The sequence below is a fragment of the Streptomyces sp. NPDC002784 genome (genome assembly GCF_053592135.1).
Map to the genome: position 1 here is coordinate 77,047 of NZ_JBSFVD010000009.1, position 20,166 is coordinate 97,212.

Sequence of the window (20,166 nt, forward strand, 5' to 3'; positions counted from 1 at the left end):
TTTCTACGTCGTTTTCCCGCGACTTTCCAGCGCGAGGAGCCACGAGGAGCCGCCCGGAACGGCAGGGGGTTTCCCGGGCCCGGGGCTCAGCCCGTCTTCCAGCCGTTGCGGGTGTCGATCCGCTCCCACTCGACGGCCCACTGTTCGAGGCGCCGGCGCTCCATCAGCTGCCGGACGACCCACACCGTACCGAGGACCGTGCCCGCCGAGCACAGCGCGGCCAGCGTCCCGCCGGAGGCGGCGTGCAGTCCGATCTCACCGCTGCTCAACGGCGGGGCGGTGACCCGGCCCCGGCCGTCGGTCCAGACGGTGACCTGCGCCCCGGCCTTGGTCCTGGGCGCCACCCGCGCGTCGTCGGTCCGGGTGGTGCCGTCGGGGTCGGTCCAGCTCACCTCGGCCCACACCCGGTAGTCGGCCGGCACCCGGGCGGGCACCTTGTCGTCCGCGTTCTCCACGAGCACCGCCGTCACCTGCCGGCTCCGCGCCCGCTGCTCCTCGGCGGCCCGCTCCACCGCGCCGACCGCCATCAGGCCCGCCAGCGCCCCGCCCACCAGGGCCAGCACCCATCCGCCGAGCACCACCCAGGCCTCGACGAGGTCGCAGCGCCGCCGCAGCGGGCTGCGCCGCCACCGCCACATCCGTATGCGTTCGCACCGTGGCTCAGCCATCGGCCGACACCCCCTGGAGAGCACCGACAGCACACTCCCAGTGTGCGCCTGTCCGGCGTGTACCGCGCCCCGCCGGTCTCCCACCCGTCTTCATCAACTGTTCAATCAACCTGGCCGAAAATCGACTGTTCCCGGGGCTCTCCCGTTCCAAGCCGCATCCGGCGAAAGTCAGTTCGCCTAAGTTGGGCACCACCTGATCAACGAAGCCACCGCAGGAGGCCGCACCGTGTCGGACGTCGATCCCCAGATCCGCGCGTCGATGGACATACGCGCCCGCATCGACACGACGAAGCCGCACTCCGCGCGCTTCTGGAACTACTTCGTCGGCGGCAAGGACAACTACGAGGTCGACCGGGAGATCGGCGACGAGATCAAGCAGATCTTCCCCGGTCTGGTCGACGTCGCGGTCTCCAGCCGCCACTTCCTGGGCCGCGCGGTCCGCCATCTGGCCGGGGAGCAGGGCATCCGCCAGTTCCTGGACATCGGCACCGGCCTGCCCACCGCCGACAACACCCATGAGGTCGCCCAGCGCGTGGCCCCGGACGCCCGGATCGTCTACGTCGACAACGATCCCATCGTCCTGGCCCACGCCAACGCCCTGCTCACCAGCACCCCCGAGGGCAAGACGGCCTATCTGGACGCCAACCTGTACGAGCCGAAGTCCGTCCTCGAAGCCGCCGCGGAGACCCTCGACCTCTCCCAGCCGGTCGCGCTGATGATCCTCAACACCCTCGGCCATGTCGCCGACCACGCCCAGGCCGTGGACCTGGTGCGGCGGCTGATGGCGGGCCTGCCCTCGGGCAGCTACCTGGTGGTCAGCGACAGCACGGCCACCAGCGAGGGCATGATCGCCGCGTCCGAGGCCTACAACGCGAGCGGCGCGGTGCCGTACTACGTGCGCAGCGTCGAGGACATCGCGGCCTTCTTCGACGGCCTGGACCTGGTGGAGCCGGGCGTCGTCCCGGTCACCGACTGGCGCCGCGACGAGACCGGGCCGCAGGCTCCGGCCACCGCCGTGGACGCCTACTGCGGGGTCGGCCGCAAGTCGTAGGCACGCGCTCACTGCTGGGGGCCGTTCACAGGCGCGGAACGGCCCCCTGCGCACGCCCTGACCCGTTTCTTCGGTGGGCCGTCGGTTTCCGGACTCCGCGGCGTCACATCCAGCGGGCACCTTTCGCTCGTCCCCCCTGCTTCGCCTTGTGATCCGTCCTCCCTGCGCCGCGTGGGCGTGACGCGGAAGGACGACGTGCGCCATGTCCCTTCTCCCGCTCCCCGCCCCCGCCCAGGCCGCCCCGCTCCCCGCCGCGGCAGCCGCCCCCGCCCGCCTCGCCCGCCATGTGCTGACCGTCCTCCCGCTCGTGCTGATCGGCGTCTGGCTGGCCGCCGACTGGCGCGGCGTGTACGACGGTGCCTCCCGGCTGGCCGCCGCCGACCCCTGGTGGCTGCTGGCCGGCGTCGGGTTCACCTGCCTGACCTGGGTGGCCGCCGCCTGCGTCCGGCAGGGCGCGATCCCCGAGCGGCTGCCGCCCCTGCCGCTGCTCGCCTCGCAGTTCGCCGCGGGCGCCGCGAACCATGTGCTCCCGGCGAGCATCGGCGCCCACGCCGTGACCCTGCGCTTTCTCCAGGGCCAGGGCATACCCCTGCCCCGGGCGGCGGCCTCGCTCGCCCTGTACTCCCTGGTCAAACCGGTCGCGAAGACGTTCGTACTGCTCACCCTGCTGCTGGCGGCCCCTGAGCTGATCCGTCTCGAAGGGCTCGTCCCGGACCGCGGGATCCTGCTGACGGCCGGCGTGGGCGCGGCGACGGTACTCGCCGCACTGGCCCTGCTCCTGGCGACCGTACGGCCGCTGCGGCGCGGGATCCTGCGGTTCCTGCGCACCGCGCTGACCGACGCGCGGCTGCTGCACACCATGCCCTGCCGGGTGCTGGCCCTGTGGGGCGGGTCGGCCGCGATCCCGCTGCTCCAGGCCGGTGTGGTCGCCTCGGTGGGGGCCTCGCTCGGGCTGCCGCTGTCGTGGGCGCAGCTGGTGTTCGCGTACCTGGCCGCCAGTACGGCTGTCGGGGCGGTGCCCGCGCCGGGCGGGATCGGTCCGGTGGACGCGGCGCTGGTGTTCACCATGGTCACCCTCGGCGCCACGCTGGCCCCCGCCACGGCGACCGTACTCGGCTACCGCGTGCTGACGGTATGGCTCCCACTCGCCCCCGGCCTGCTCACGCTCTCAGCCCTGTCCCACCGCAAACTGCTCTGACGAGCACGCCGGGACCACCCGGGCCATCCCGCCCCCGCAGACCACACAGACAACACCACGCCCCACAGCCCCGCGTCACCGAGACCAGGACCGACACCGGGCCCTGCCCCTCGGACCATCCCACCATCACGGACCCCGCCCACACGCACGCAACTCCACGCCGCGCGGCCCTGACGTCACCGAGGTCAAGACCGGCACCGGGCCCTGCAACTCGGGCCATCCCGGCACCACGGCCCCGGCCACCCGCAGGCCGGCCGAAAGACACCACGACGCACAACCCTGGCCTCGCCGAGGTCAGGAACGGCGGGCCCTGCCGTTCCGCTCATCCCGGCACCACGCACCGCGGCCCCGCGCAGGCCGGCCGAGAGACACCCAGACGCAGGGCCGTGCGTCGCCGAGGTCAAGGACGGCGCCGGGCCCTGCCACTCGGGCCATCCCGTCACGGCGGACCCCGGCCACGCGCACGCAACACCACGCCGCACAGCCCTGACGTCGCCGAGGTCAGGCACGGCGCCGGGCCCTGACCATCTGATCACCCAGGCGCCCCACGCCACGGCCCCCGGCCACCCGCAGGCCGGTCGAGAGGCAGCGCGCCGCACGGCGCTCGTGTCGTCGGGGTCAGGAGCGGTGGTGGAGGCGGGCGGCGAGGACTGCCACGTCGTCCTCGGCGTGCCGGGCGTCGAGGCGGGCGAGGACGGTGTCGAGGACGTCCTGGACGCCGGTGGCGGACGAGAAGCTGAGCCCGGCCAGGCGGTCCAGGGACTGGTCGATGTCCTCGCCGCGGCGCTCGACGAGGCCGTCGGTGAAGAGCAGGAGCGCCTGGGAGGGGTCGAGGCGGTAGGTGGCCGGTTCGTAGCCGCCGAGCCCGGTGCCCAGGGGCGGGCCGACCGGCACGGGGAGCAGGGAGACCCGCCCGGATCCGTCGATCACGGCGGGCGGGAGATGGCCGGCGGCGGCCAGAGTGACCAGTCCGCGTACGGGGTCCACGCGCGCGATGAGGCAGGTGGCGGGGCGGCGTTCCGGCTCCGCGGAGGCGATGTCGTCGAGCTGGCGCAGTATCCGGTGGGGCGGCAGATCGGCGGAGGCTATGTAGCGCAGGGCCGAGCGGTAGGCCGTCATGTCGACGGCGGCGTCCAGGCCGTGCCCCATGACGTCGCCGACGACGAGCAGCGTACGGCCGAAATGCAGCCGTACGGTCTCGCACCAGTCGCCGCCGACCAGCGCGCGATGCCCGACGGGCAGGTAGCGGATGGCGACGTCGAGGTTGGGATGTGGGCGGCCCGGTTCGGCGAGCAGGGCCCGCTGGAGTCTGCCGACGATGCCGCTCACCGCGTCGTGCTCGCGGGCGTGCCGGATGGTCGAGGCGGCACGCTCGGCCAGGAACGCGGCCACTTCCTCCTCCGCGTGGCCGAAGGGCGCCCCTTCCCGGGCGCAGACCAGCGTGCCGTAGCGGTGGCCATGGGCGGCGAGGGGGATGCACAGGGCGGGCCGGGAGCCGCCGGAGGCCAGGCGTACGGCGGCTCCCGGCCCGCCCGTCCCGCGCGCCACCTCGGCGGCCCACCGTGCGTCGGGCAGCACCGCCGGATTCCCGATGACGAACTCGTACCGCGCGCCGGCCTCGCCCCGCTCGCGCAGGACCGCCACCGCGCCTCCCACCTGGCCGGCGACTTCCCGGGTCAGCTCGGCCCAGGTGGTGTCCTCGTCCAGGGTCGTGCCGACGCGGGCGGCCGCCGAACGCAGCGCGCTCAGCCGGGAGCCGCCGGCGCCCCACGGGGGCGAGCCGGCGGATTCGGCCGGCTCAGCCGTCGCCGGGATATGAAACGACTCGAACGATCGCGCCACACCTACCACCCTAAGAGCACGCCGAACCAGAACAGGTAACGCCCAGGTTGCCGCGTCTCGAACGCCTGTACGTCGGCGGGAGGTGCCGGACGCCCCCGGGTCCCGGCCCTGCGAGGCCCCTCGGGATCTAGACCGCTCGCTCCGGTTCCGCCGGCGGGTCGACCGGCGTCGGTCCGGGCGGGCCGAAGAGGACGGCCCGGGCCACGGGCGGGGCGAGCAGCGAGGTGACGGGCGCGGCGAGGCTCAGTACCTGGCGGAAGGCGCGCCCCACCACGGGGTCGCCGGGAGCCCGCTCCTGGACCCGCCGCAGGTACCAGCCGGCGACCCGGTCCGCGGGCCCGCCCTCGGTCGCGGTGCCGACCGCTCCGGGCATCGAGCGGTCCGCGCCGGCGGAGATGTCCCACGCCTGCCGGGACGCCGCGAGGAGCGCCCGCTGCACGCGCCGCGTCGTGGGCGTCCGGCGCCGGTCGGCCAGCGCGTCCCCGAGGGCGACCGCGCCCATCGCGGCGATGGCCATGCCCTGCCCGTAGATCGGGTTGAAGGTGCACAGGGCGTCGCCGGTGGCGAGGAATCCGGCCGGGCGGCGGCCGGGCAGGTCGTAGCGGCGGCGGATGTTCGCGGTCCGCCGGTAGCCGAACGGCGGCGACAGCGGTTCGGCGTCCTCCAGCCAGCGGTCCAGGAGCGGATGCGCCAGCCGCTTGGTGTAGGCGAGGAACTCCTCGTCGTCCGTGGGCGGTTCGTCGCCGCGCAGCCCCGAGACGATGACCAGGTGGCTGCCGTCCTCCAGCGGCAGCGCGCCGCCGCCGTGGGGCTGCAGGGGGCCGGGATAGACGTAGTAGCCGAGCGTCTCGCCGCCGAGGGCGCCGTTGTGGCCCCGGTAGACGCGGGAGGCGTAGGCGAGCCCGGTGTCGATGGTCTCCTCCGGCGGGCGCTCGGCGCCGATCGCCTCCAGCCACTGCGGGGCCTTCGTGCCGCTGCCGGTGGCGTCGACCACCAGGTCGGCCTCCAGCGGCCGTTGCTCCCCGCGGGCGTCGCCGGAGCGCTCCCGCAGCAGGACGCCCCGTACCCGGGAGGCGTCCCCGAGGAGCCCGACGACATCGGCCCCCTCCACCGCGCTGATCACCGGATCGGCGAGGACCCGGGACCGCACCAGCGCCTCCAACTGGGCGCGGGAACCGGTGTAGATGTGCGTCGTCGCAGGCACCCGGCGCAGCCAGCGGCCGCTCTGCCACAGCACCATGTCCGCCGGCATGCCCACCCGTGGCGCCCCCGCCTCCCGCAACTGCGCCAGGAAGCCCGGCAGCAGCGACTCCAGGGCGGTCTGCCCGCCCTGGAGCAGGACGTGCGGATGGCGGCCCTGCGGCACACCGGGCCGGGAGTCACCGCCGTCCGGGAAGCGGTCGCGCTCGACGACGGTCACCCGGTCGGCGTGCCGGGCCAGGACGTGCGCCGCGAGGAGCCCCGCGAGGCTGCCGCCCACCACCACCGCATGCCGCCCGCCCGGGCGGCCCTTGTCTCCGGCCGAGTTCAACGATCCGCTCCCCTGGTCGCCACGTCACGCGAGGACCCGAGTATCCCGCGCCGCGAAAGGGGGTTGACCGACTTTCGGCCTTCCGCGGCCCGCTACCGCCCTGCCGCGTGCCGCGGTCAGCCCGCGTCGGGCGTCAGCCGCAGGGAGATGCTGTTGATGCAGTACCGCTGGTCGGTCGGCGTGGCATAGCCCTCGCCCTCGAAGACATGGCCGAGGTGGGACCCGCACCGCGCACACCGCACCTCGGTGCGCACCATGCCGTGCGAGGTGTCCGAGAGCAGTTCCACCGCGTCGGAGTCCTTCGGGTCGAAGAAGGACGGCCAGCCGCAGTGGGACTCGAACTTGGTGTCCGAGGTGAACAGTTCGGCACCGCAGGCGCGACAGGAGTACACGCCCTCGGTCTTGGTGTCGGTGTACTCACCGGTGAACGCGGGCTCGGTGCCGGCCTGCCGCAGCACGGCGTACTCGGCCGGGGTCAATTCCGCGCGCCACTGCTCGTCCGGCTTCTCGACGTCGTACGACATGGGTCTCAGCCCCTCACTTCGACAGGCGGTCCAGGATCTGCGGGCCGAGGTCCGTCACGTCGCCCGCGCCCATGGTGAGAACGAGATCACCCGGCTTCGCCATTCCCGCCACGACGGAGGCGACCTCGCCCTTGTCGCGCACGGGCGTCACGTCGGCGCCCGCGACCCGGGCCGCCTCGATGATCAGCTCGCTGGTGACTCCGGGGATCGGGTCCTCGCGGGCCGGGTAGATGTCCAGCACCAGCGAGGCGTCCGCGAGGGCCAGCGACTGCCCCATCTCCTTGCCCAGCTCCTGGGTCCGCGAGAACAGATGCGGCTGGAAGACGACGAGGATCCGGGCGTCCCCGGCGGCGGCGCGCATGGCCTCCAGGTCCGCCGTCATCTCGGTCGGGTGGTGCGCGTAGGAGTCGATGACCTGCACCCCGGCGGCCTCGCCCTTGAGCTGCAGGCGCCGCTTGACGCCGGTGTAGGCGGCGAGCGCCCCGGCGAGTCCGGCGGCCGGGATCCCGAGCGCCACGCCCGCCGCCAGCGCGGCCACGGCGTTGTGGGCGTAGTGCCGGCCCGGCACGGAGACGGTGAAGGTGAGCCGCTGACCGTCCAGGTCCACGGTCACCTCGCTCTTCAGGCCCTGCGCGACCACGGACAGCACCCGTACGTCGGCGTCCTCGGACTCGCCGTACGTCACCACGCGGACGCCGTCCAGGCGCCGGGTGAGTTCGCGCGCGCCCTCGTGGTCGGCGGAGATCACCAGCGTGCCGCCGGGCACGATCCGGCCCGCGAAGGTCTCGAAGGACTCGTAGATCTCGTCCATCGAGGCGTAGTTCGCGTGGTGGTCCAGCTCCACGTTGAGCACGATCGCCACCTCGGGCGCGTACTTGTGGAAGCTGCGGTCCGACTCGTCGGCCTCGGCGACGAAGATCTCCCCGTCGCCGTGCAGCGCGTTGGAACCCGGCGCGTCCAGGTCCCCGCCGATCGCGTACGAGGGGTCGAGACCGAGCGCGCTCAGCGACACGGCCAGCATCGAGGTGGTGGTCGTCTTGCCGTGCGTACCGGCGACGGCGATCGGCCGCAGCCCGTCCATCAGCGCGGCCAGCGCGTCGGACCGGTGCACCACCGGGATCCCCAGCTCGGCCGCGCGCGCCAGCTCGGGGTTGTCGTGCCGGATCGCCGACGACACGACGACACAGCTCGCGTCGTCGGCGAGATGCGCGGCGGCATGCCCGATGTGCACGGTCACGCCCAGCGCGCGCAGCGCCTCGGCGGTGGCGGACTCCTTGGCATCGCTTCCGGCCACCACGGCCCCGCGCTGCGCCAGGATCTTCGCGATGCCGGACATCCCGGCACCGCCGATGCCGATGAAGTGCGGTCGGTCCATGGCGGAGGGAAGGCCGGGTGCCATGTACATATCTCCCAAGATCCGGTACGACGGTGAAGGTGCCCCCCCAGCCTATGGTGTGCGGCGGCCCCCCGAGGACCTACGCCTTGCTGTGCGAGAACAGCTTCAGCACCGGCACTCCCACTTTGTGCCGGGCCCGCGAGGCCCAGTCGCGGTGGAAGAACTCCTCCACGTAGTGCGGATCGGTGAGGACGATCACCTCGTCCGCCCGCACCTCGTCCACCAGGGACTTCAGCGCGTCCAGCGGATGATCCTCGATCAGCCGCCCGTCCGCCTCGCTGCCGGACGCCCGCAGCGCCTGGAGGGAGACGGCGAGGGCCCGCTCCCCGAATCCCCTGGCCTCCTCGCCCTCCGGCGTCTCGTGCTCCCGCGCCGCCTCGTCCAGCTCGCCGAGCGCCACGTCGTCGATGGCCCGCAGCAGGCGATCGGCCTGGTCGCCGCGCGGCTGGAGCAGCACATGAAAGGAGACCGGCTCGTCCCCGTGCAGCGTGGTGACGAACTCCACGTCCGCGGACGTCAGGGCCTTCTCGATCATCAATACGCTTCTGAACACCAGGCGCTCCTTCTGCGACAGGACCCGGCAAGGCCCTGCGGAAACCATCCTGCCCCGTGATCGCACGGGGACTGCGAGTTTTAGTGTGCCCGCCGGAAGCTAAACGGAACGGGTGATTCCGCTGTTTTCGGGGCCGCGGCGCCCACGTCGGCGCCTCCCCGCCCCCGCCTTCCCCGTCACACCCGGCCGTACCGGGTGAAGAGGAATCCCTCCTCCTCCAGCAAGGACATCAGTGCGAACTTCCGGGGCAGCTCCACCGGGGGCCCGTCCGCGATCCGCTGCGCGTTCCCCGCGGTGAGCATCGGGGACACGGTCAGGCAGATCTCGTCGAGCACCCCGGCCGCGATCAGCTGGCCGAGCAGGCGCGGCCCGCCCTCGGTCAGCAGCCGCCGGTACCCGAGTCCGGTGAGGGCCTGGACGGCCCGGCCGGGCTCCACCCCGGCGCCGTCACCGGCGAAGAGCACCCGCGCCCCCGCCTTCTCCGCGGCGGCGACCCGGTCCGGGGCCGCCCCGGCACCGGTCAGCACGACCGTCGGCACCAGCGGCGAGGCGAAAAGCGGAAGGGAGAAATCCAGGTCGAGCCCGGCGGTGACGACCGCGATGGCCGGTGCGGGCGTCTGCCCGGCCGCCTCGCGCCGCGCCGCGAACTCGGCACGCGCGCGTGCGGGCCGGTACCCCTCCTGGCGTACCGTTTCCGCACCGACGACCACGACATCCGCCAGTGCCCGCAGGGTGCCGAAGATCCGCATGTCGGTCGCGCTGGAGATCGGCTGCGACTTGCCGTCGTACTGGGCGGCCCCGTCGAGCGTGGAGACCATGTTGGCGCGCAGCCATGGTGCGGTGGGGCCGGGATAGGCGTAGACGTCGGCCAGCTCGTCGAGCGTCCACTCACGGTCGTCCGTCTGATCGGTCACTGGGAACAGGCGTCGCATGCGGGCAGTGTTCCACGCGGGGGCGAGGACATACCGGCGCGAGCACCCCCGGCCGGCCCGCACCGGAAAGGCCGCCCGCCCGCCACCCCCTAAAATCGGTGAACGTGTCCTCCTCCAGCTCCGCCGGCGAGTCCCCGATAGCCGAAGCGACCCCCCTGTCCCTCTGCTCCCGTGAGCCCCGCGTCCCCGCGGACCGGCTGGTGGCCGAGATGGTCCCCCCGCCCCGCTTCGACTCGGTCCGCTTCGGCACCTACCTCCCGGACCCGAACCAGCCGAGCCAGACGGAGGCGGTCCACGTCCTGGAGTCCTTCGCGGCGGGGCTCGGCGGCGCGCAGGCGGGGGGCGGCTCCGGCAGGCGCGGCTTCTTCGGCCTCGGCAGGCCCAAGGCGCCCAAGGCCCCCGCCGGCCCGCGGGGTGTCTACCTGGACGGCGGCTACGGCGTGGGCAAGACCCACCTGCTCGCCTCGCTCTGGCACGCCACCCCCGCCGAGCCGTCCCGCAAGGCGTTCGGCACCTTCGTGGAGCTGACCAACCTCGTCGGCGCCCTGGGCTTCCAGCAGACGGTGCAGACCCTGTCCGGGCACCGCCTGCTGTGCATCGACGAGTTCGAGCTGGACGACCCCGGCGACACGGTCCTCGTCTCCACGCTGCTCGGCAAGCTGGTCGACGCCGGTGTCGCGCTCGCCGCCACGTCCAACACGCTGCCCGGCAAGCTCGGCGAGGGCCGCTTCGCCGCGGCCGACTTCCTGCGGGAGATCCAGGGCCTGTCGGCGCACTTCCGCCCGCTGCGCATCGACGGCGAGGACTACCGCCACCGCGGCCTGCCCGAGGCCCCGGCGCCGTTCGGCGACGAGCAGGTGACCCAGGCGGCCCACGCGACCGCGGGCGCCTCGCTCGACGACTTCCCGCGGCTGCTGGAGCACCTGGCGAAGGTGCATCCCAGCCGGTACGGCGCGCTGACCGACGGCGTGACGGCGGTGTGCCTGACCGGTGTGCGGCCGGTTCCGGACCAGTCGACGGCGCTGCGGCTGGTGGTGCTCGCGGACCGGCTCTACGACCGTGAAGTGCCGGTACTGGCCTCGGGGCTGCCGTTCGATCAGCTGTTCAGCGAGGAGATGCTGAAGGGCGGGTACCGCAAGAAGTACTTCCGCGCGATCTCCCGCCTCACCGCGCTCGCCCGGGATGCGAAGGGCCTCGTTCAAACCGCTTAGTTCACGCCAGGCCCACCCCACTTTTCACGCTCTCTTCCGCGCGAAGCGCCAAGTTGACCCTGCAAACAACTTTGCAGGGTTACCGTGTTTCTTGACCAGCGGTTGACCAACTGTTGGGGCGTACTAGAGGTGCGGGGCGATCGGAGGAGGGCGCGTGTTCCGAGGTACGACGGATGTGACCGCGATATCGGCCCTCGCCGCCGCCCTGTCCGCCCGCGGATTCTTCGCTCCGGCCGCGCCCTTCACACCCGCGCACACGGTCCGTCATGCAAAGGCCAGAGCCCGGGCGCTCCGGGTCTGCCAGGTCCACGGCCGCTGATCAGCAGAGCAGTTCCCCACTCTGCTTTGTCCTGCCCGTCCGACGCGCCCCTGTGCGGCGCGCCAGGAGGAGTGACCACCTATGCAGCCCCTCATCGACAACGCCCGTGCCTTCGGACAGCGCCCTGAGGAGTTCGCCAAGCTCGCCGAAGGCCAGTCCCCGCAGGTGCTCTTCATCACCTGCTCGGACTCCCGAGTCGTGCCGGCCCTGATCACGGGCGCCCGCCCCGGCGAGCTCTTCGAGCTGCGCACCGCGGGCAACATCGTCCCGCCGTACGCCTTTGAGCACCCCACCAGCGAGGCGGCCACCATCGAGTACGCCGTGGAGGTCCTCGGCGTCGGCGACATCGTGGTCTGCGGCCACTCCCATTGCGGTGCCGTCGGCGCGCTGGTGCGCGGCGACGACCTGAGCGCCGTACCCGCCGTGCGCGACTGGCTGACGCACGCGACCCCGCGACCCACCGGAGCGGCCGAGGACCCGGCCGTCACCGAGGGCGTCCAGAGCCACGTCCGCACCCAGCTGCTGCGGCTCGCCTCGTACCCGTTCATCGAGAAGAAGCTGACGGACGGTCAACTGACCCTGCGCGGCTGGTACTACGAGGTGCACACCGGCACCGTGCGGGAACACCGCGCCGACACCGACACCTTCGAGGCGCTGTGAGCGCGCCGATGACCGCCTTCCCGCATCTGCGGCGGGACTTCGCCGCCTCCCTGGTCGTCTTCCTGGTCGCGCTGCCGTTGTGCGTGGGCGTGGCCGTCGCCTCCGGTGTCCCGGCCGAACTGGGCCTGGTCACCGGCATCGTGGGCGGCATCGTCACCGGCATGATGCGGGGCAGCAGCCTCCAGGTGTCGGGCCCCGCCGCGGGCATGACCGTGCTGGTCTTCGAGGCCGTCCAGGAGTTCGGGCTGCCCGTGCTCGGGGTGATCGTGCTGGCCACGGGGCTGCTCCAGCTCCTGATGGGCACCTTCGGGCTCGGGCGCTGGTTCCGGGCCATCTCGGTCTCCGTCGTCGAGGGCATGTTGGCCGGCATCGGCCTCGTGATCATCGCCGGACAGCTCTACGCCATGGCCGGCGCCGAGGCGCCGGCCTCGGGCCCGGCGAAAATAGCCGGGCTGCCCGGCGCGCTCGCCGACGCCCTCGGTGACACCGAGGCGTTGGCCTCGCTGGGACTCGGCGCGGGCACCGTCGCCGTCCTGGTCCTGTGGCGGCGGATGCCGGGCGCGCTGCGCACGGTGCCCGGTCCGCTCGCGGCGGTGGGGCTGGCGACACTGGTGGCGGTGGTGTGCGCGCTGCCGGTGGCCACCGTCGAGGTGAAGGGGCTGCTGGGCTCGATCCAGCCGCCGTCGCTGAGCTCCTTCGGCGAGCTGGCCGACGTGGGACTGCTGGTCACGATCATCGCCTTCACGCTGATCGCGTCCGCGGAGTCGCTGTTCAGCGCGGCGGCCGTGGACCGGATGCACGACGGTCCGCGCACCGAGTACGACAAGGAGCTGATCGCCCAGGGCGCGGGCAACACCGTGTGCGGGGTGCTGGGCGCGCTGCCGATGACCGCGGTGATCGTGCGCAGCTCGGCCAACGTCCAGGCGGGCGCCCGGACCAAGGCGTCCCGGGTGATGCACGGCGTCTGGCTGCTGCTGTTCGCGGCGCTGCTGCCGTCCGTGCTGGCCTGGATCCCGCTCCCGGCCCTGGCGGGCGTCCTGGTGCACGCCGGAGCCAAGCTGATCCCCGTGCGCGCGATCCGCTCGCTGTGGCGCGAGCACCGCGGGGAGGTGCTGATCCTCGTGGTCACGGCCGTGTCGATCGTCGTGGTCAGCATGTTCGAGGGGGTGCTCATCGGTCTCGCGCTGGCCGTCGCCAAGGCGGCCTGGGAGGCCTCGCACCTGAAGCTGGAGGTCGTGGACAAGGGCGCGGGACCGGTGCAGGCGTACCTGTCGGGCAACGCCACCTTCCTGCGGCTGCCGAAGATACTCGACAGCCTGGAAGCCCTGCCCCAGGACCGGCCGGTGGAGCTGGACCTGTCCGGGCTGCACCACCTGGACCACGCCTGCCGTACGGCGCTGGAGAGCTGGGTCGAGCGGCACAGCGCGGCGGGTACCGAACCGGTGCGGATCACCTCGCCCTGACGGACCGCCTCGGGCCGGGGCGAGGCGGCCCCGGCCCGGGGCATACCACCGACGAGAACCTGGGCATATCGTCTAATAGACGTACACCCGGACCTCTGACAGGGAGGTCGTCATGGTCGAGGAGCTGCTGGCGGCGGGCGCTGCCACCGGGGCCGCCGGGCTGGCCTATCTCGCCTGCGCGGCACGGATCGTCAAGCAGTACGAACGGGGGGTCGTCTTCCGGCTGGGTCGGCTGCGCGGTGCCGTGCGCCAGCCGGGCCTCGCGCTGATCGTGCCGGGCGTGGACCGGCTGCGCCACGTCAACCTGCAGATCGTGACGATGCCGGTGCCCGCCCAGGAGGGCATCACCCGGGACAACGTCACCGTGCGGGTGGACGCGGTCGTGTACTTCAAGGTCGTGGACCCGGCCGCCGCGGTCGTCAACGTCGAGGACTACCGGTTCGCGGTCTCGCAGATGGCGCAGACCTCGCTGCGGTCGATCATCGGCAAGAGCGACCTGGACGATCTGCTGTCGAACCGGGAGAAGCTCAACCAGGGCCTGGAGCTGATGATCGACAGCCCGGCCGTCGGCTGGGGCGTGCAGATCGACCGGGTCGAGATCAAGGACGTCTCGCTGCCGGACACGATGAAGCGCTCGATGGCCCGGCAGGCGGAGGCCGACCGGGAGCGGCGGGCGCGGATCATCAACGCCGACGCGGAACTGCAGGCGTCGCGCAAGCTGGCCGAAGCGGCCCAGCAGATGGAGGGCACCCCCTCCGCGCTCCAACTGCGGCTGCTCCAGACGGTGGTGGCGGTCGCGGCCGAGAAGAACTCCACGCTGGTACTGCCGTTCCCGGTGGAGCTGCTGCGCTTCCTGGAGCGGGCCCAGCAACCGGTGCCGGAGCGCCCGCAAGGAAAGTGAACTCGCTCTACGCGCGTGGTTCACCTGGCCGGAACCAAATGGTAGACACGGCGTCGACACAGTCCTGTCCGCCAGCAGGAAGGTTCCACCATGTCCGACCACGGCTTGCAGAGCCGCCGTCAGATGCTCGCCCGCACCGGCGCCCTGGGCGCCTCGATCGCCTTCGCCGGGAACCTCAGCGAACTCTTCGCGGGCACGGCCGCCGCGCAGAACCTGGGCCACACCGGTTACGGCCCCCTCGTCCCCGACCCGAACGGCCTCCTCGACCTGCCGAAAGGTTTCCGCTACCGGGTCCTGTCCCGCGAGGGCGACCCCCTGCGCTCGGGAGAGGGCAAGGTCCCCTCGAACCACGACGGCATGACCGCCCTGGCCGGCCGGCACGGCCGGGTCCACCTGGTCCGCAACCACGAGAACCGCCACACCGCGAGGCTGCCCGTCCCGGCGGTCGAGGGCCTGACGTACGACCCGCAGGCCAAGGGCGGCTGTACGACACTGACCCTGGACGCCCGCGGCAAGGTCCTCGCCGAGCGTGTCGGCATCGCCGGTACGGCCGTCAACTGCGCGGGCGGGCCCACGCCTTGGGGCACCTGGCTGACCTGCGAGGAGAACGAGGACAAGGCGGGCACCAACGGCTACACCAAGGACCACGGCTTCATCTTCGAGGTGGACCCCGCCGACCCGCACCGCAGCGGCGCGGTACCGCTGACCGCGATGGGCCGCTTCCAGCACGAGGCGGTGGCGGTGGACCCGAAACGGGGCATCGTCTACGAGACCGAGGACGCCTTCCAGCGGCCCTTCGGCCTGTTCTACCGCTTCCTGCCCCACAGGCCCCTCGGCGGCGGAGGTTCCCTGCGGGCGGGCGGCCGCCTCCAGGCGATGCGGGTGCCGGACGTACCGGACCTGTCGTCGGTCCGGGAACCGGGAGCGTCCTTCGACCGCGTCGAGTGGGTCGACGTACCGGACCCCCTGGCCGCCGAGACCCCGATCCGCCTCCAGGACTTCGGCCCCCGGGGCATCACCCACGCCCAGAAGCTGGAGGGCTGCTACTGGGGCGGCCGCTCGGTCTACTTCGTGTCGTCCTTCGCCCGCAGCGCCGAGGGCTCGGCGGCGGACCACTACGGCCAGATCTGGCGCTACGACCCGGAGCGCCGCCGGCTGACCCTGGTGATCGTCTTCGGCCCCGACACGGACATCCAGCTCCCCGGCGAATCCCCCGACAACATCTGCCTGGCCCCCTCCGGCGGCCTCATGGTCTGCGAGGACGGCAACGGCACCCAGCACGTCTACGGCGTCACCCGGCACGGCGAGGTCTACGCGATGGCCCGCAACGCCCAGAACATCGGCACACCGGAGGAACCGGAGTGGGGCGAGTTCGCCGGAGTCGCCTTCTCCCCGGACGGCCGGACGATGTACGTCAACTGCTACACCCCGGGGACGACGTTCGCGGTGACGGGCCCCTGGCGCGGGTGACCGGCCTCTGACCGGGTGACACGGCCCCGTGTCGGCGGCGCCCGCGATCGGATGAAGGGCATATCACCGTAATTCTCATACGGTGATCACTCGTGTACGCAGCATCACCGCCGTCTGTCTCCTGGGCGCCGCACTCGCCGCCTGCGGCGCCCCCCAGGCCCCCCGGGCCGCTCGTCCGGCGCCCTCCGCGACCTCCGTCGCCCCGTCGCAGCCGCCGACGCTCGCGCCGGGGCCCGCCGGACTCACCCCCGTCTTCACCAACGGGCCCCGGACCCCGGACAAGACCGTCGCGCTCACCTTCGACGCCGACATGACCGCCGGCCAGGGAGCGCGGGCCGCGGCCGGGGAGCGGTTCGACAATCCGGGGCTGATCGGGGCGCTGCGGGAGCTGAAGGTGCCCGCGACCGTGTTCATGACCGGGCGGTGGGCCGAGGAGTACCCCGGCCAGGCGCGGGCCATCGGGCGGGACCCGCTCTTCGAAATCGCCAATCACTCCTACAGCCACCACGCCTTCACCGGCGACTGCTACGGGCTGCCGACCGTGCCCGAGGACCGGATGCGGGCGGACGTGGAGCGGGCGTACGCCGCCTTCCGCAGGGCCGGGGTGCCGGACGCGCGGCCGTACTTCCGGTTCCCCGGCGGGTGTTACGACCGGCGGGCGCTCAAGGCGCTGACCCCGGCCGGGGTGACCGCCGTGCAGTGGGACGTGGTGAGCGGGGACGCCTTCGCCACCGACGCCGACGCCGTGGCCCGCCAGGTGCTGGACGGGGTGCGGCCGGGCTCGGTCGTCGTCCTGCACTGCACCCGCAGCGCCGCCCCCACCACCGAGCGCGCCGTCCGCACGATCGTGCCCGAGCTGCGGCGCCAGGGGTTCCGCTTCGTCCGGGTCTCCGAGCTGATCGGGGCCGCCCACGACCGCCGGTGACCGTTCTACGCTGGAGGCATGAGCGACGCCGACTACTGCACGATCGCCGACGCGGCCAAACCGCCGAAGGCCGAGGGGCCGCCGTACGCGGAGTGCGTGCTGTGCCGGGAGCCGACGGAGTACCCGGAGTCGTACAAGGGCCTCACCCTGTGCCCGGTGTGCGAGTGGCGCGAGGCCGAGCGGACCGCCTGCTCGGGGTGAATCCGCGGGAGCCGGCACCGGTCTTCCGGCTGGCAGACTGGGCGGGGTGAGCCACGAAACCACCGCCGCCGACAGCCCCTTCCGCACCGAGCCCACCTCCCGCGACCTCCCCCCGCAGTACGTGCTGCCGCTCGTCGTGCGGATCGAGCGGGCCGCTCCCCCGGCCCGTACCGACGCCCTGGAGACCGCCGCCCGAGCCGTCCTGGTGCTGCTCGCGGACGAACGGGCCGCCGGGGACGGCGTGTGGGCCCAGGCCGTGCGGGACTGGCAGGACGCGCGGATCCGCAAGGTCGTACGACGGGCCCGGGGCGCCGAGTGGCGGCGGGCGGAGGCCCTGCCGGGCATCACCGTGACCGGCGGGGCGGCCGAGGTACGGGTGTTCCCGCCCGTCCCCCTCGACGGCTGGCCCAAGGAGCTCGCCAGGCTCCAGGTCTCCGGCACCGACCTCGACGACCCCGAAGCCCCGGCCGCCGCGGACCCGGCGGCCCCGGTGCTGTGGCTCAACCCCGACCTCGGCATGTCGGCCGGCAAGGCGATGGCCCAGGCCGGTCACGGCGCCCAGCTGGCCTGGTGGGACCTGACGGAGCAGGAGCGCACCGCCTGGCGTGACGCCGGCTTCCCGCTCGCCGTACGGACGGCGCCCCGCGACCGCTGGCCCGCGCTCACCACGAGCGGCCTGCCGGTCGTACGGGACGCGGGCTTCACGGAGATCGCCCCCGGCTCCTGCACGGTGGTCGCCGATCACCCGGCGCTGCGCTAGTGTCCTGCGCCAGAGATCCGTCGGCAGAGGCGGGCGAGGGAGTCGAGGATCTCTTCCGCGGTCTTGGTCCAGATGAACGGCTTGGGGTCTTCGTTCCAGTCTTTGACCCAGGCCCGGATGTCAGCCTCCAGGGCCTGGATGTTCTTGTGTGCCCCACGGCGGATCATCTGGTGGGCGAGGTAGCCGAACCACCGCTCGACCTGGTTGATCCAGGAGGAGCCGGTCGGGGTGAAGTGCAGCTCGAACCGGGGGTGTTTCGCCAGCCAGGCCCTGATCGCAGGGGTTTTGTGGGTGCCGTAGTTGTCCACGATCAGATGGATCTGCAGGTGAGCGGGAACCTGCTTGTCGATCCTGATCAGGAACTTCTTGAACTCCACCGCCCGGTGCCGGCGATGCAACGCTGTGATGACCTCGCCGGTGGCGACGTCGAAGGCGGCGAACAAGGTGGTCAGGCCGTTGCGGACGTAGTCATGTGTGCGCCGCTCGGGCATGCCCGGCATTATCGGTAACACGGGCTGGGAGCGGTCCAGTGCCTGGATCTGCGACTTCTCGTCCACCGACAGCACCACCGCCCCTTCGGGCGGGTTGAAGTACAGGCCCACCACGTCGTAAACCTTCTCGATGAACAACGGGTCGGTCGACACTTTGAATGTGTCTGCCAGGTGCGGCTTGAGCTGGAACTGCCGCCAGATCCGGCCCACGGTCGACTTCGACAGGCCACTGTGCTCGGCCATCGATTTGCGCGACCAGTGGGTTGCGTTCTTCGGCAGTTGTTCCAGTGTGGTGACCACCACCGCTTCGACCTGGTCAACGCCGATGGTGGGCGGTCGGCCCGGCCTCGGCTCGTCGGCCAGGCCGTCAAGCCGCCCGGCAAGGAAGCGTCGACGCCATTTGCGGACCGTGTCTGCGGTCACCCGCAGATCCCGGGCGACCGCGACGATCGGCGGTACTTCCGGTCCCGCACACGCCAGCACAATCCGTGCCCGCAGGGCCAGGGCCTGTGCCGATGTCGCCCGACGCGTCCACCGCTCCAGCTCCGCCCGCTCATCATCAGCCAGCAGCAACGGCTCCAGTTTCGGGCCCCGACGAGGAACTGACGCACCAGCAGAAGAAGTCACATACCTACTAACGATCAACTACTGGCGCAGGACACTAGCCCAACCTCAAATGTTGCTCTGAAGCCACCGCAGAAGCGATTCACCGCCGCGCGCCGGGGCCATACCCCCTCCACGCACGTGCTGGGCGTGACGGAGGGGGACCACGATGGAGCGACTGGGTACGGGGATCGGGTGGCGGCCGGAGATCGCGGACGCCGTGGCACGCATGCCGGGCATCGACTGGGTGGAGGTCGTCGCCGAGAACGTGTGCCCCGGCCATCTCCCCGCGGCGCTGCTGCGGCTGCGCGAGCGCGGGGTCACGGTGATCCCGCACGGTGTCTCGCTCGGCCTCGGCGGCGCCGACCGGCCCGACGCCGCCCGGCTGACCGCACTCGCCGAGCGGGCCGAGGCGCTGGGCTCGCCGCTGGTCACCGAGCACATCGCGTTCGTCCGGGCGGGCGGCCCGCTCACCGCGTCACCGCACCTGGAGGCGAGCCATCTGCTGCCCGTGCCGCGCACCCGGGACGCCCTCGCCGTGCTGTGCGAGAACATCCGGATCGCCCAGGACGCCCTCCCCGTCCCGCTCGCCGTGGAGAACATCGCCGCGCTGATCTCGTGGCCCGGCGAGGAGCTGACCGAGGGACAGTTCCTGTACGAGCTGGCCGACCGTACCGGCGTGCGGCTCCTCGTCGACGTGGCCAACCTGCACACCAACCACGTCAACCGGGGCGAGGACCCGGCCGAGGCGCTCGCCGAACTCCCCCTGGAGGCCCTGGCGTACGTCCATGTCGCGGGCGGCTTCGAGCGGGACGGCGTCTGGCACGACAGCCACGCCCACCCGGTCCCGCGGCCGGTGCTCGACATCCTCACCGATCTCGCCTCCCGGGTCGCCCCGCCCGGTGTCCTGCTGGAGCGCGACGAGAACTTCCCCGGACCGGCCGAGCTGGAGCGGGAGTTGGCGGAGATCCGGGCGGCCGTCGAGAAGGGCGGCCAGGAGCCGAGGACCCCGGCCGACCCGGTGGGCCGCCCCCTTGCGGGACCGCCCTCCCCGGCCGCCCGCGAGCGCGTCGCCCTCGCCCAGGCCGCGCTGCTGTCCGCGCTCGTCGCCGGGACACCCGTACCCGAGGGATTCGACCGGACGCGCCTGGGCGTCCAGGCGCGGGCGCTCGCCGGGAAGCGGGCGGACGTGGTGGCGAAGGTCGCGCCCGAACTGCCCGTCATCCTCGGCCCGCGCTACCGTCCCGCCTTCCTCGCCTACGCCCAGCGCAACCCCATGACCGGCGGCCATCGACGCGACGCGCTCGACTTCGCCGGGCACCTGCTGGACACCGGGGGGACGTTGGACGGCCGCGCCCGCAGGGAGCTGGGACGGTGGCGGCGCGAGCGCTCGGGCCCGGCCCCGCGCCCGCCCGCGCGGCTGGCGCGGATACGGCGGACCCTGACCCGCCGGTGAACACGGGCCCC

At 72.7% G+C, this 20,166-nt stretch carries 19 protein-coding genes; 11 read left to right on the forward strand and 8 right to left on the reverse strand.

What is annotated here, in order from left to right; genetic code table 11:
* Positions 1 to 86 precede the first annotated feature (86 nt).
* Positions 87 to 668, reverse strand: a complete 582-nt coding sequence (locus tag ACWD1Z_RS18435; protein WP_451119829.1) for an Rv1733c family protein — start codon at positions 666 to 668, stop codon at positions 87 to 89.
* Between the two features lie 259 nt (positions 669 to 927).
* Between ACWD1Z_RS18435 and ACWD1Z_RS18440 the strand changes: the two genes are divergently transcribed.
* Both ACWD1Z_RS18440 and ACWD1Z_RS18445 read left to right on the forward strand, forming a co-directional pair.
* Positions 928 to 1,719, forward strand: a complete 792-nt coding sequence (locus tag ACWD1Z_RS18440; RefSeq protein ID WP_451120025.1) for an SAM-dependent methyltransferase — start codon at positions 928 to 930, stop codon at positions 1,717 to 1,719.
* Positions 1,720 to 1,921: 202 nt separating this feature from the next.
* A complete protein-coding gene (locus ACWD1Z_RS18445) occupies positions 1,922 to 2,917 on the forward strand; it encodes a lysylphosphatidylglycerol synthase transmembrane domain-containing protein (protein ID WP_451119831.1) in 996 nt (331 codons plus the stop codon).
* Positions 2,918 to 3,535: 618 nt separating this feature from the next.
* Here ACWD1Z_RS18445 and ACWD1Z_RS18450 read toward each other — a convergent pair.
* The 6 genes from ACWD1Z_RS18450 to ACWD1Z_RS18475 all read right to left on the reverse strand — a co-directional run bounded on the left by ACWD1Z_RS18450 (position 3,536) and on the right by ACWD1Z_RS18475 (position 9,695).
* Complete coding sequence (locus tag ACWD1Z_RS18450) at positions 3,536 to 4,759, reverse strand: PP2C family protein-serine/threonine phosphatase (RefSeq protein WP_451119833.1); 1,224 nt, start codon at positions 4,757 to 4,759, stop codon at positions 3,536 to 3,538.
* Between the two features lie 127 nt (positions 4,760 to 4,886).
* The gene (locus ACWD1Z_RS18455) at positions 4,887 to 6,239 is read right to left on the reverse strand and encodes an NAD(P)/FAD-dependent oxidoreductase (protein WP_451120026.1); all 1,353 of its coding nucleotides are present in this window, start codon (positions 6,237 to 6,239) and stop codon (positions 4,887 to 4,889) included.
* A 167-nt stretch (positions 6,240 to 6,406) separates the two neighbouring features.
* On the reverse strand, positions 6,407 to 6,814 hold the full coding sequence (msrB, locus tag ACWD1Z_RS18460) for a peptide-methionine (R)-S-oxide reductase MsrB (RefSeq protein WP_451119835.1): 408 nt from the start codon (positions 6,812 to 6,814) through the stop codon (positions 6,407 to 6,409).
* Positions 6,815 to 6,827: 13 nt separating this feature from the next.
* Positions 6,828 to 8,213 carry a UDP-N-acetylmuramate--L-alanine ligase gene (gene murC / locus ACWD1Z_RS18465; protein WP_451119837.1) on the reverse strand — a complete coding sequence of 462 codons (1,386 nt, stop codon included), beginning with the start codon at positions 8,211 to 8,213 and terminating at the stop codon, positions 6,828 to 6,830.
* A 76-nt stretch (positions 8,214 to 8,289) separates the two neighbouring features.
* Positions 8,290 to 8,745 (reverse strand): indole-3-glycerol phosphate synthase, encoded by a 456-nt coding sequence (locus ACWD1Z_RS18470; protein ID WP_389420080.1) that lies wholly within the window; start codon positions 8,743 to 8,745, stop codon positions 8,290 to 8,292.
* A 194-nt stretch (positions 8,746 to 8,939) separates the two neighbouring features.
* A complete protein-coding gene (locus tag ACWD1Z_RS18475) occupies positions 8,940 to 9,695 on the reverse strand; it encodes a pyrimidine reductase family protein (RefSeq protein ID WP_451119839.1) in 756 nt (251 codons plus the stop codon).
* Positions 9,696 to 9,799: 104 nt separating this feature from the next.
* On the opposite strand from ACWD1Z_RS18475, the gene zapE reads away from it, so the two are divergent.
* The 8 genes from zapE to ACWD1Z_RS18515 all read left to right on the forward strand — a co-directional run bounded on the left by zapE (position 9,800) and on the right by ACWD1Z_RS18515 (position 17,605).
* Entirely contained in the window at positions 9,800 to 10,906 is a 1,107-nt protein-coding gene (zapE, locus tag ACWD1Z_RS18480) for a cell division protein ZapE (protein WP_451119841.1), read from the forward strand.
* Between the two features lie 400 nt (positions 10,907 to 11,306).
* Positions 11,307 to 11,885, forward strand: coding sequence for a carbonic anhydrase (locus tag ACWD1Z_RS18485; RefSeq protein ID WP_451119843.1), 579 nt, complete (start codon positions 11,307 to 11,309; stop codon positions 11,883 to 11,885).
* Between the two features lie 8 nt (positions 11,886 to 11,893).
* Positions 11,894 to 13,348, forward strand: a complete 1,455-nt coding sequence (locus ACWD1Z_RS18490; protein WP_451120027.1) for a SulP family inorganic anion transporter — start codon at positions 11,894 to 11,896, stop codon at positions 13,346 to 13,348.
* 112 nt (positions 13,349 to 13,460) lie between these two features.
* Positions 13,461 to 14,249 carry a slipin family protein gene (locus tag ACWD1Z_RS18495; protein ID WP_451119844.1) on the forward strand — a complete coding sequence of 263 codons (789 nt, stop codon included), beginning with the start codon at positions 13,461 to 13,463 and terminating at the stop codon, positions 14,247 to 14,249.
* Positions 14,250 to 14,339: 90 nt separating this feature from the next.
* The gene (locus ACWD1Z_RS18500; protein WP_451119846.1) at positions 14,340 to 15,719 is read left to right on the forward strand and encodes a PhoX family protein; all 1,380 of its coding nucleotides are present in this window, start codon (positions 14,340 to 14,342) and stop codon (positions 15,717 to 15,719) included.
* Positions 15,720 to 15,801: 82 nt separating this feature from the next.
* Positions 15,802 to 16,644: a polysaccharide deacetylase family protein gene (locus ACWD1Z_RS18505; protein WP_451119847.1), complete on the forward strand. Its 843-nt coding sequence runs from the start codon at positions 15,802 to 15,804 to the stop codon at positions 16,642 to 16,644.
* 18 nt (positions 16,645 to 16,662) lie between these two features.
* Positions 16,663 to 16,845, forward strand: a complete 183-nt coding sequence (locus tag ACWD1Z_RS18510; RefSeq protein WP_451119849.1) for a hypothetical protein — start codon at positions 16,663 to 16,665, stop codon at positions 16,843 to 16,845.
* Positions 16,846 to 16,891: 46 nt separating this feature from the next.
* Positions 16,892 to 17,605: a peptidyl-tRNA hydrolase gene (locus ACWD1Z_RS18515; RefSeq protein ID WP_451119851.1), complete on the forward strand. Its 714-nt coding sequence runs from the start codon at positions 16,892 to 16,894 to the stop codon at positions 17,603 to 17,605.
* Here ACWD1Z_RS18515 and ACWD1Z_RS18520 read toward each other — a convergent pair.
* Positions 17,602 to 18,723: an IS630 family transposase gene (locus tag ACWD1Z_RS18520; protein ID WP_451119852.1), complete on the reverse strand. Its 1,122-nt coding sequence runs from the start codon at positions 18,721 to 18,723 to the stop codon at positions 17,602 to 17,604. The two genes, ACWD1Z_RS18515 and ACWD1Z_RS18520, sit on opposite strands and share 4 nt — an antisense overlap.
* A gap of 145 nt (positions 18,724 to 18,868) precedes the next feature.
* Between ACWD1Z_RS18520 and ACWD1Z_RS18525 the strand changes: the two genes are divergently transcribed.
* Positions 18,869 to 20,155: a DUF692 domain-containing protein gene (locus ACWD1Z_RS18525; protein WP_451119853.1), complete on the forward strand. Its 1,287-nt coding sequence runs from the start codon at positions 18,869 to 18,871 to the stop codon at positions 20,153 to 20,155.
* The last annotated feature ends 11 nt before the right edge of the window (positions 20,156 to 20,166 follow it).

Excerpts from the sequence above, each read along its gene's own strand:
- ACWD1Z_RS18435 (WP_451119829.1), bottom strand. The coding sequence starts at position 668 with ATGGCTGAGCCACGGTGCGAACGCATACGGATGTGGCGGTGGCGGCGC.
- ACWD1Z_RS18440 (WP_451120025.1), top strand. The coding sequence starts at position 928 with ATGGACATACGCGCCCGCATCGACACGACGAAGCCGCACTCCGCGCGC.
- ACWD1Z_RS18445 (WP_451119831.1), top strand. The coding sequence starts at position 1,922 with ATGTCCCTTCTCCCGCTCCCCGCCCCCGCCCAGGCCGCCCCGCTCCCC.
- msrB (WP_451119835.1), bottom strand. The coding sequence starts at position 6,814 with ATGTCGTACGACGTCGAGAAGCCGGACGAGCAGTGGCGCGCGGAATTG.
- murC (WP_451119837.1), bottom strand. The coding sequence starts at position 8,213 with ATGGCACCCGGCCTTCCCTCCGCCATGGACCGACCGCACTTCATCGGC.
- ACWD1Z_RS18470 (WP_389420080.1), bottom strand. The coding sequence starts at position 8,745 with ATGATCGAGAAGGCCCTGACGTCCGCGGACGTGGAGTTCGTCACCACG.
- ACWD1Z_RS18475 (WP_451119839.1), bottom strand. The coding sequence starts at position 9,695 with ATGCGACGCCTGTTCCCAGTGACCGATCAGACGGACGACCGTGAGTGG.
- ACWD1Z_RS18485 (WP_451119843.1), top strand. The coding sequence starts at position 11,307 with ATGCAGCCCCTCATCGACAACGCCCGTGCCTTCGGACAGCGCCCTGAG.
- ACWD1Z_RS18490 (WP_451120027.1), top strand. The coding sequence starts at position 11,894 with ATGACCGCCTTCCCGCATCTGCGGCGGGACTTCGCCGCCTCCCTGGTC.
- ACWD1Z_RS18495 (WP_451119844.1), top strand. The coding sequence starts at position 13,461 with ATGGTCGAGGAGCTGCTGGCGGCGGGCGCTGCCACCGGGGCCGCCGGG.
- ACWD1Z_RS18500 (WP_451119846.1), top strand. The coding sequence starts at position 14,340 with ATGTCCGACCACGGCTTGCAGAGCCGCCGTCAGATGCTCGCCCGCACC.
- ACWD1Z_RS18510 (WP_451119849.1), top strand. The coding sequence starts at position 16,663 with ATGAGCGACGCCGACTACTGCACGATCGCCGACGCGGCCAAACCGCCG.
- ACWD1Z_RS18525 (WP_451119853.1), top strand. The coding sequence starts at position 18,869 with ATGGAGCGACTGGGTACGGGGATCGGGTGGCGGCCGGAGATCGCGGAC.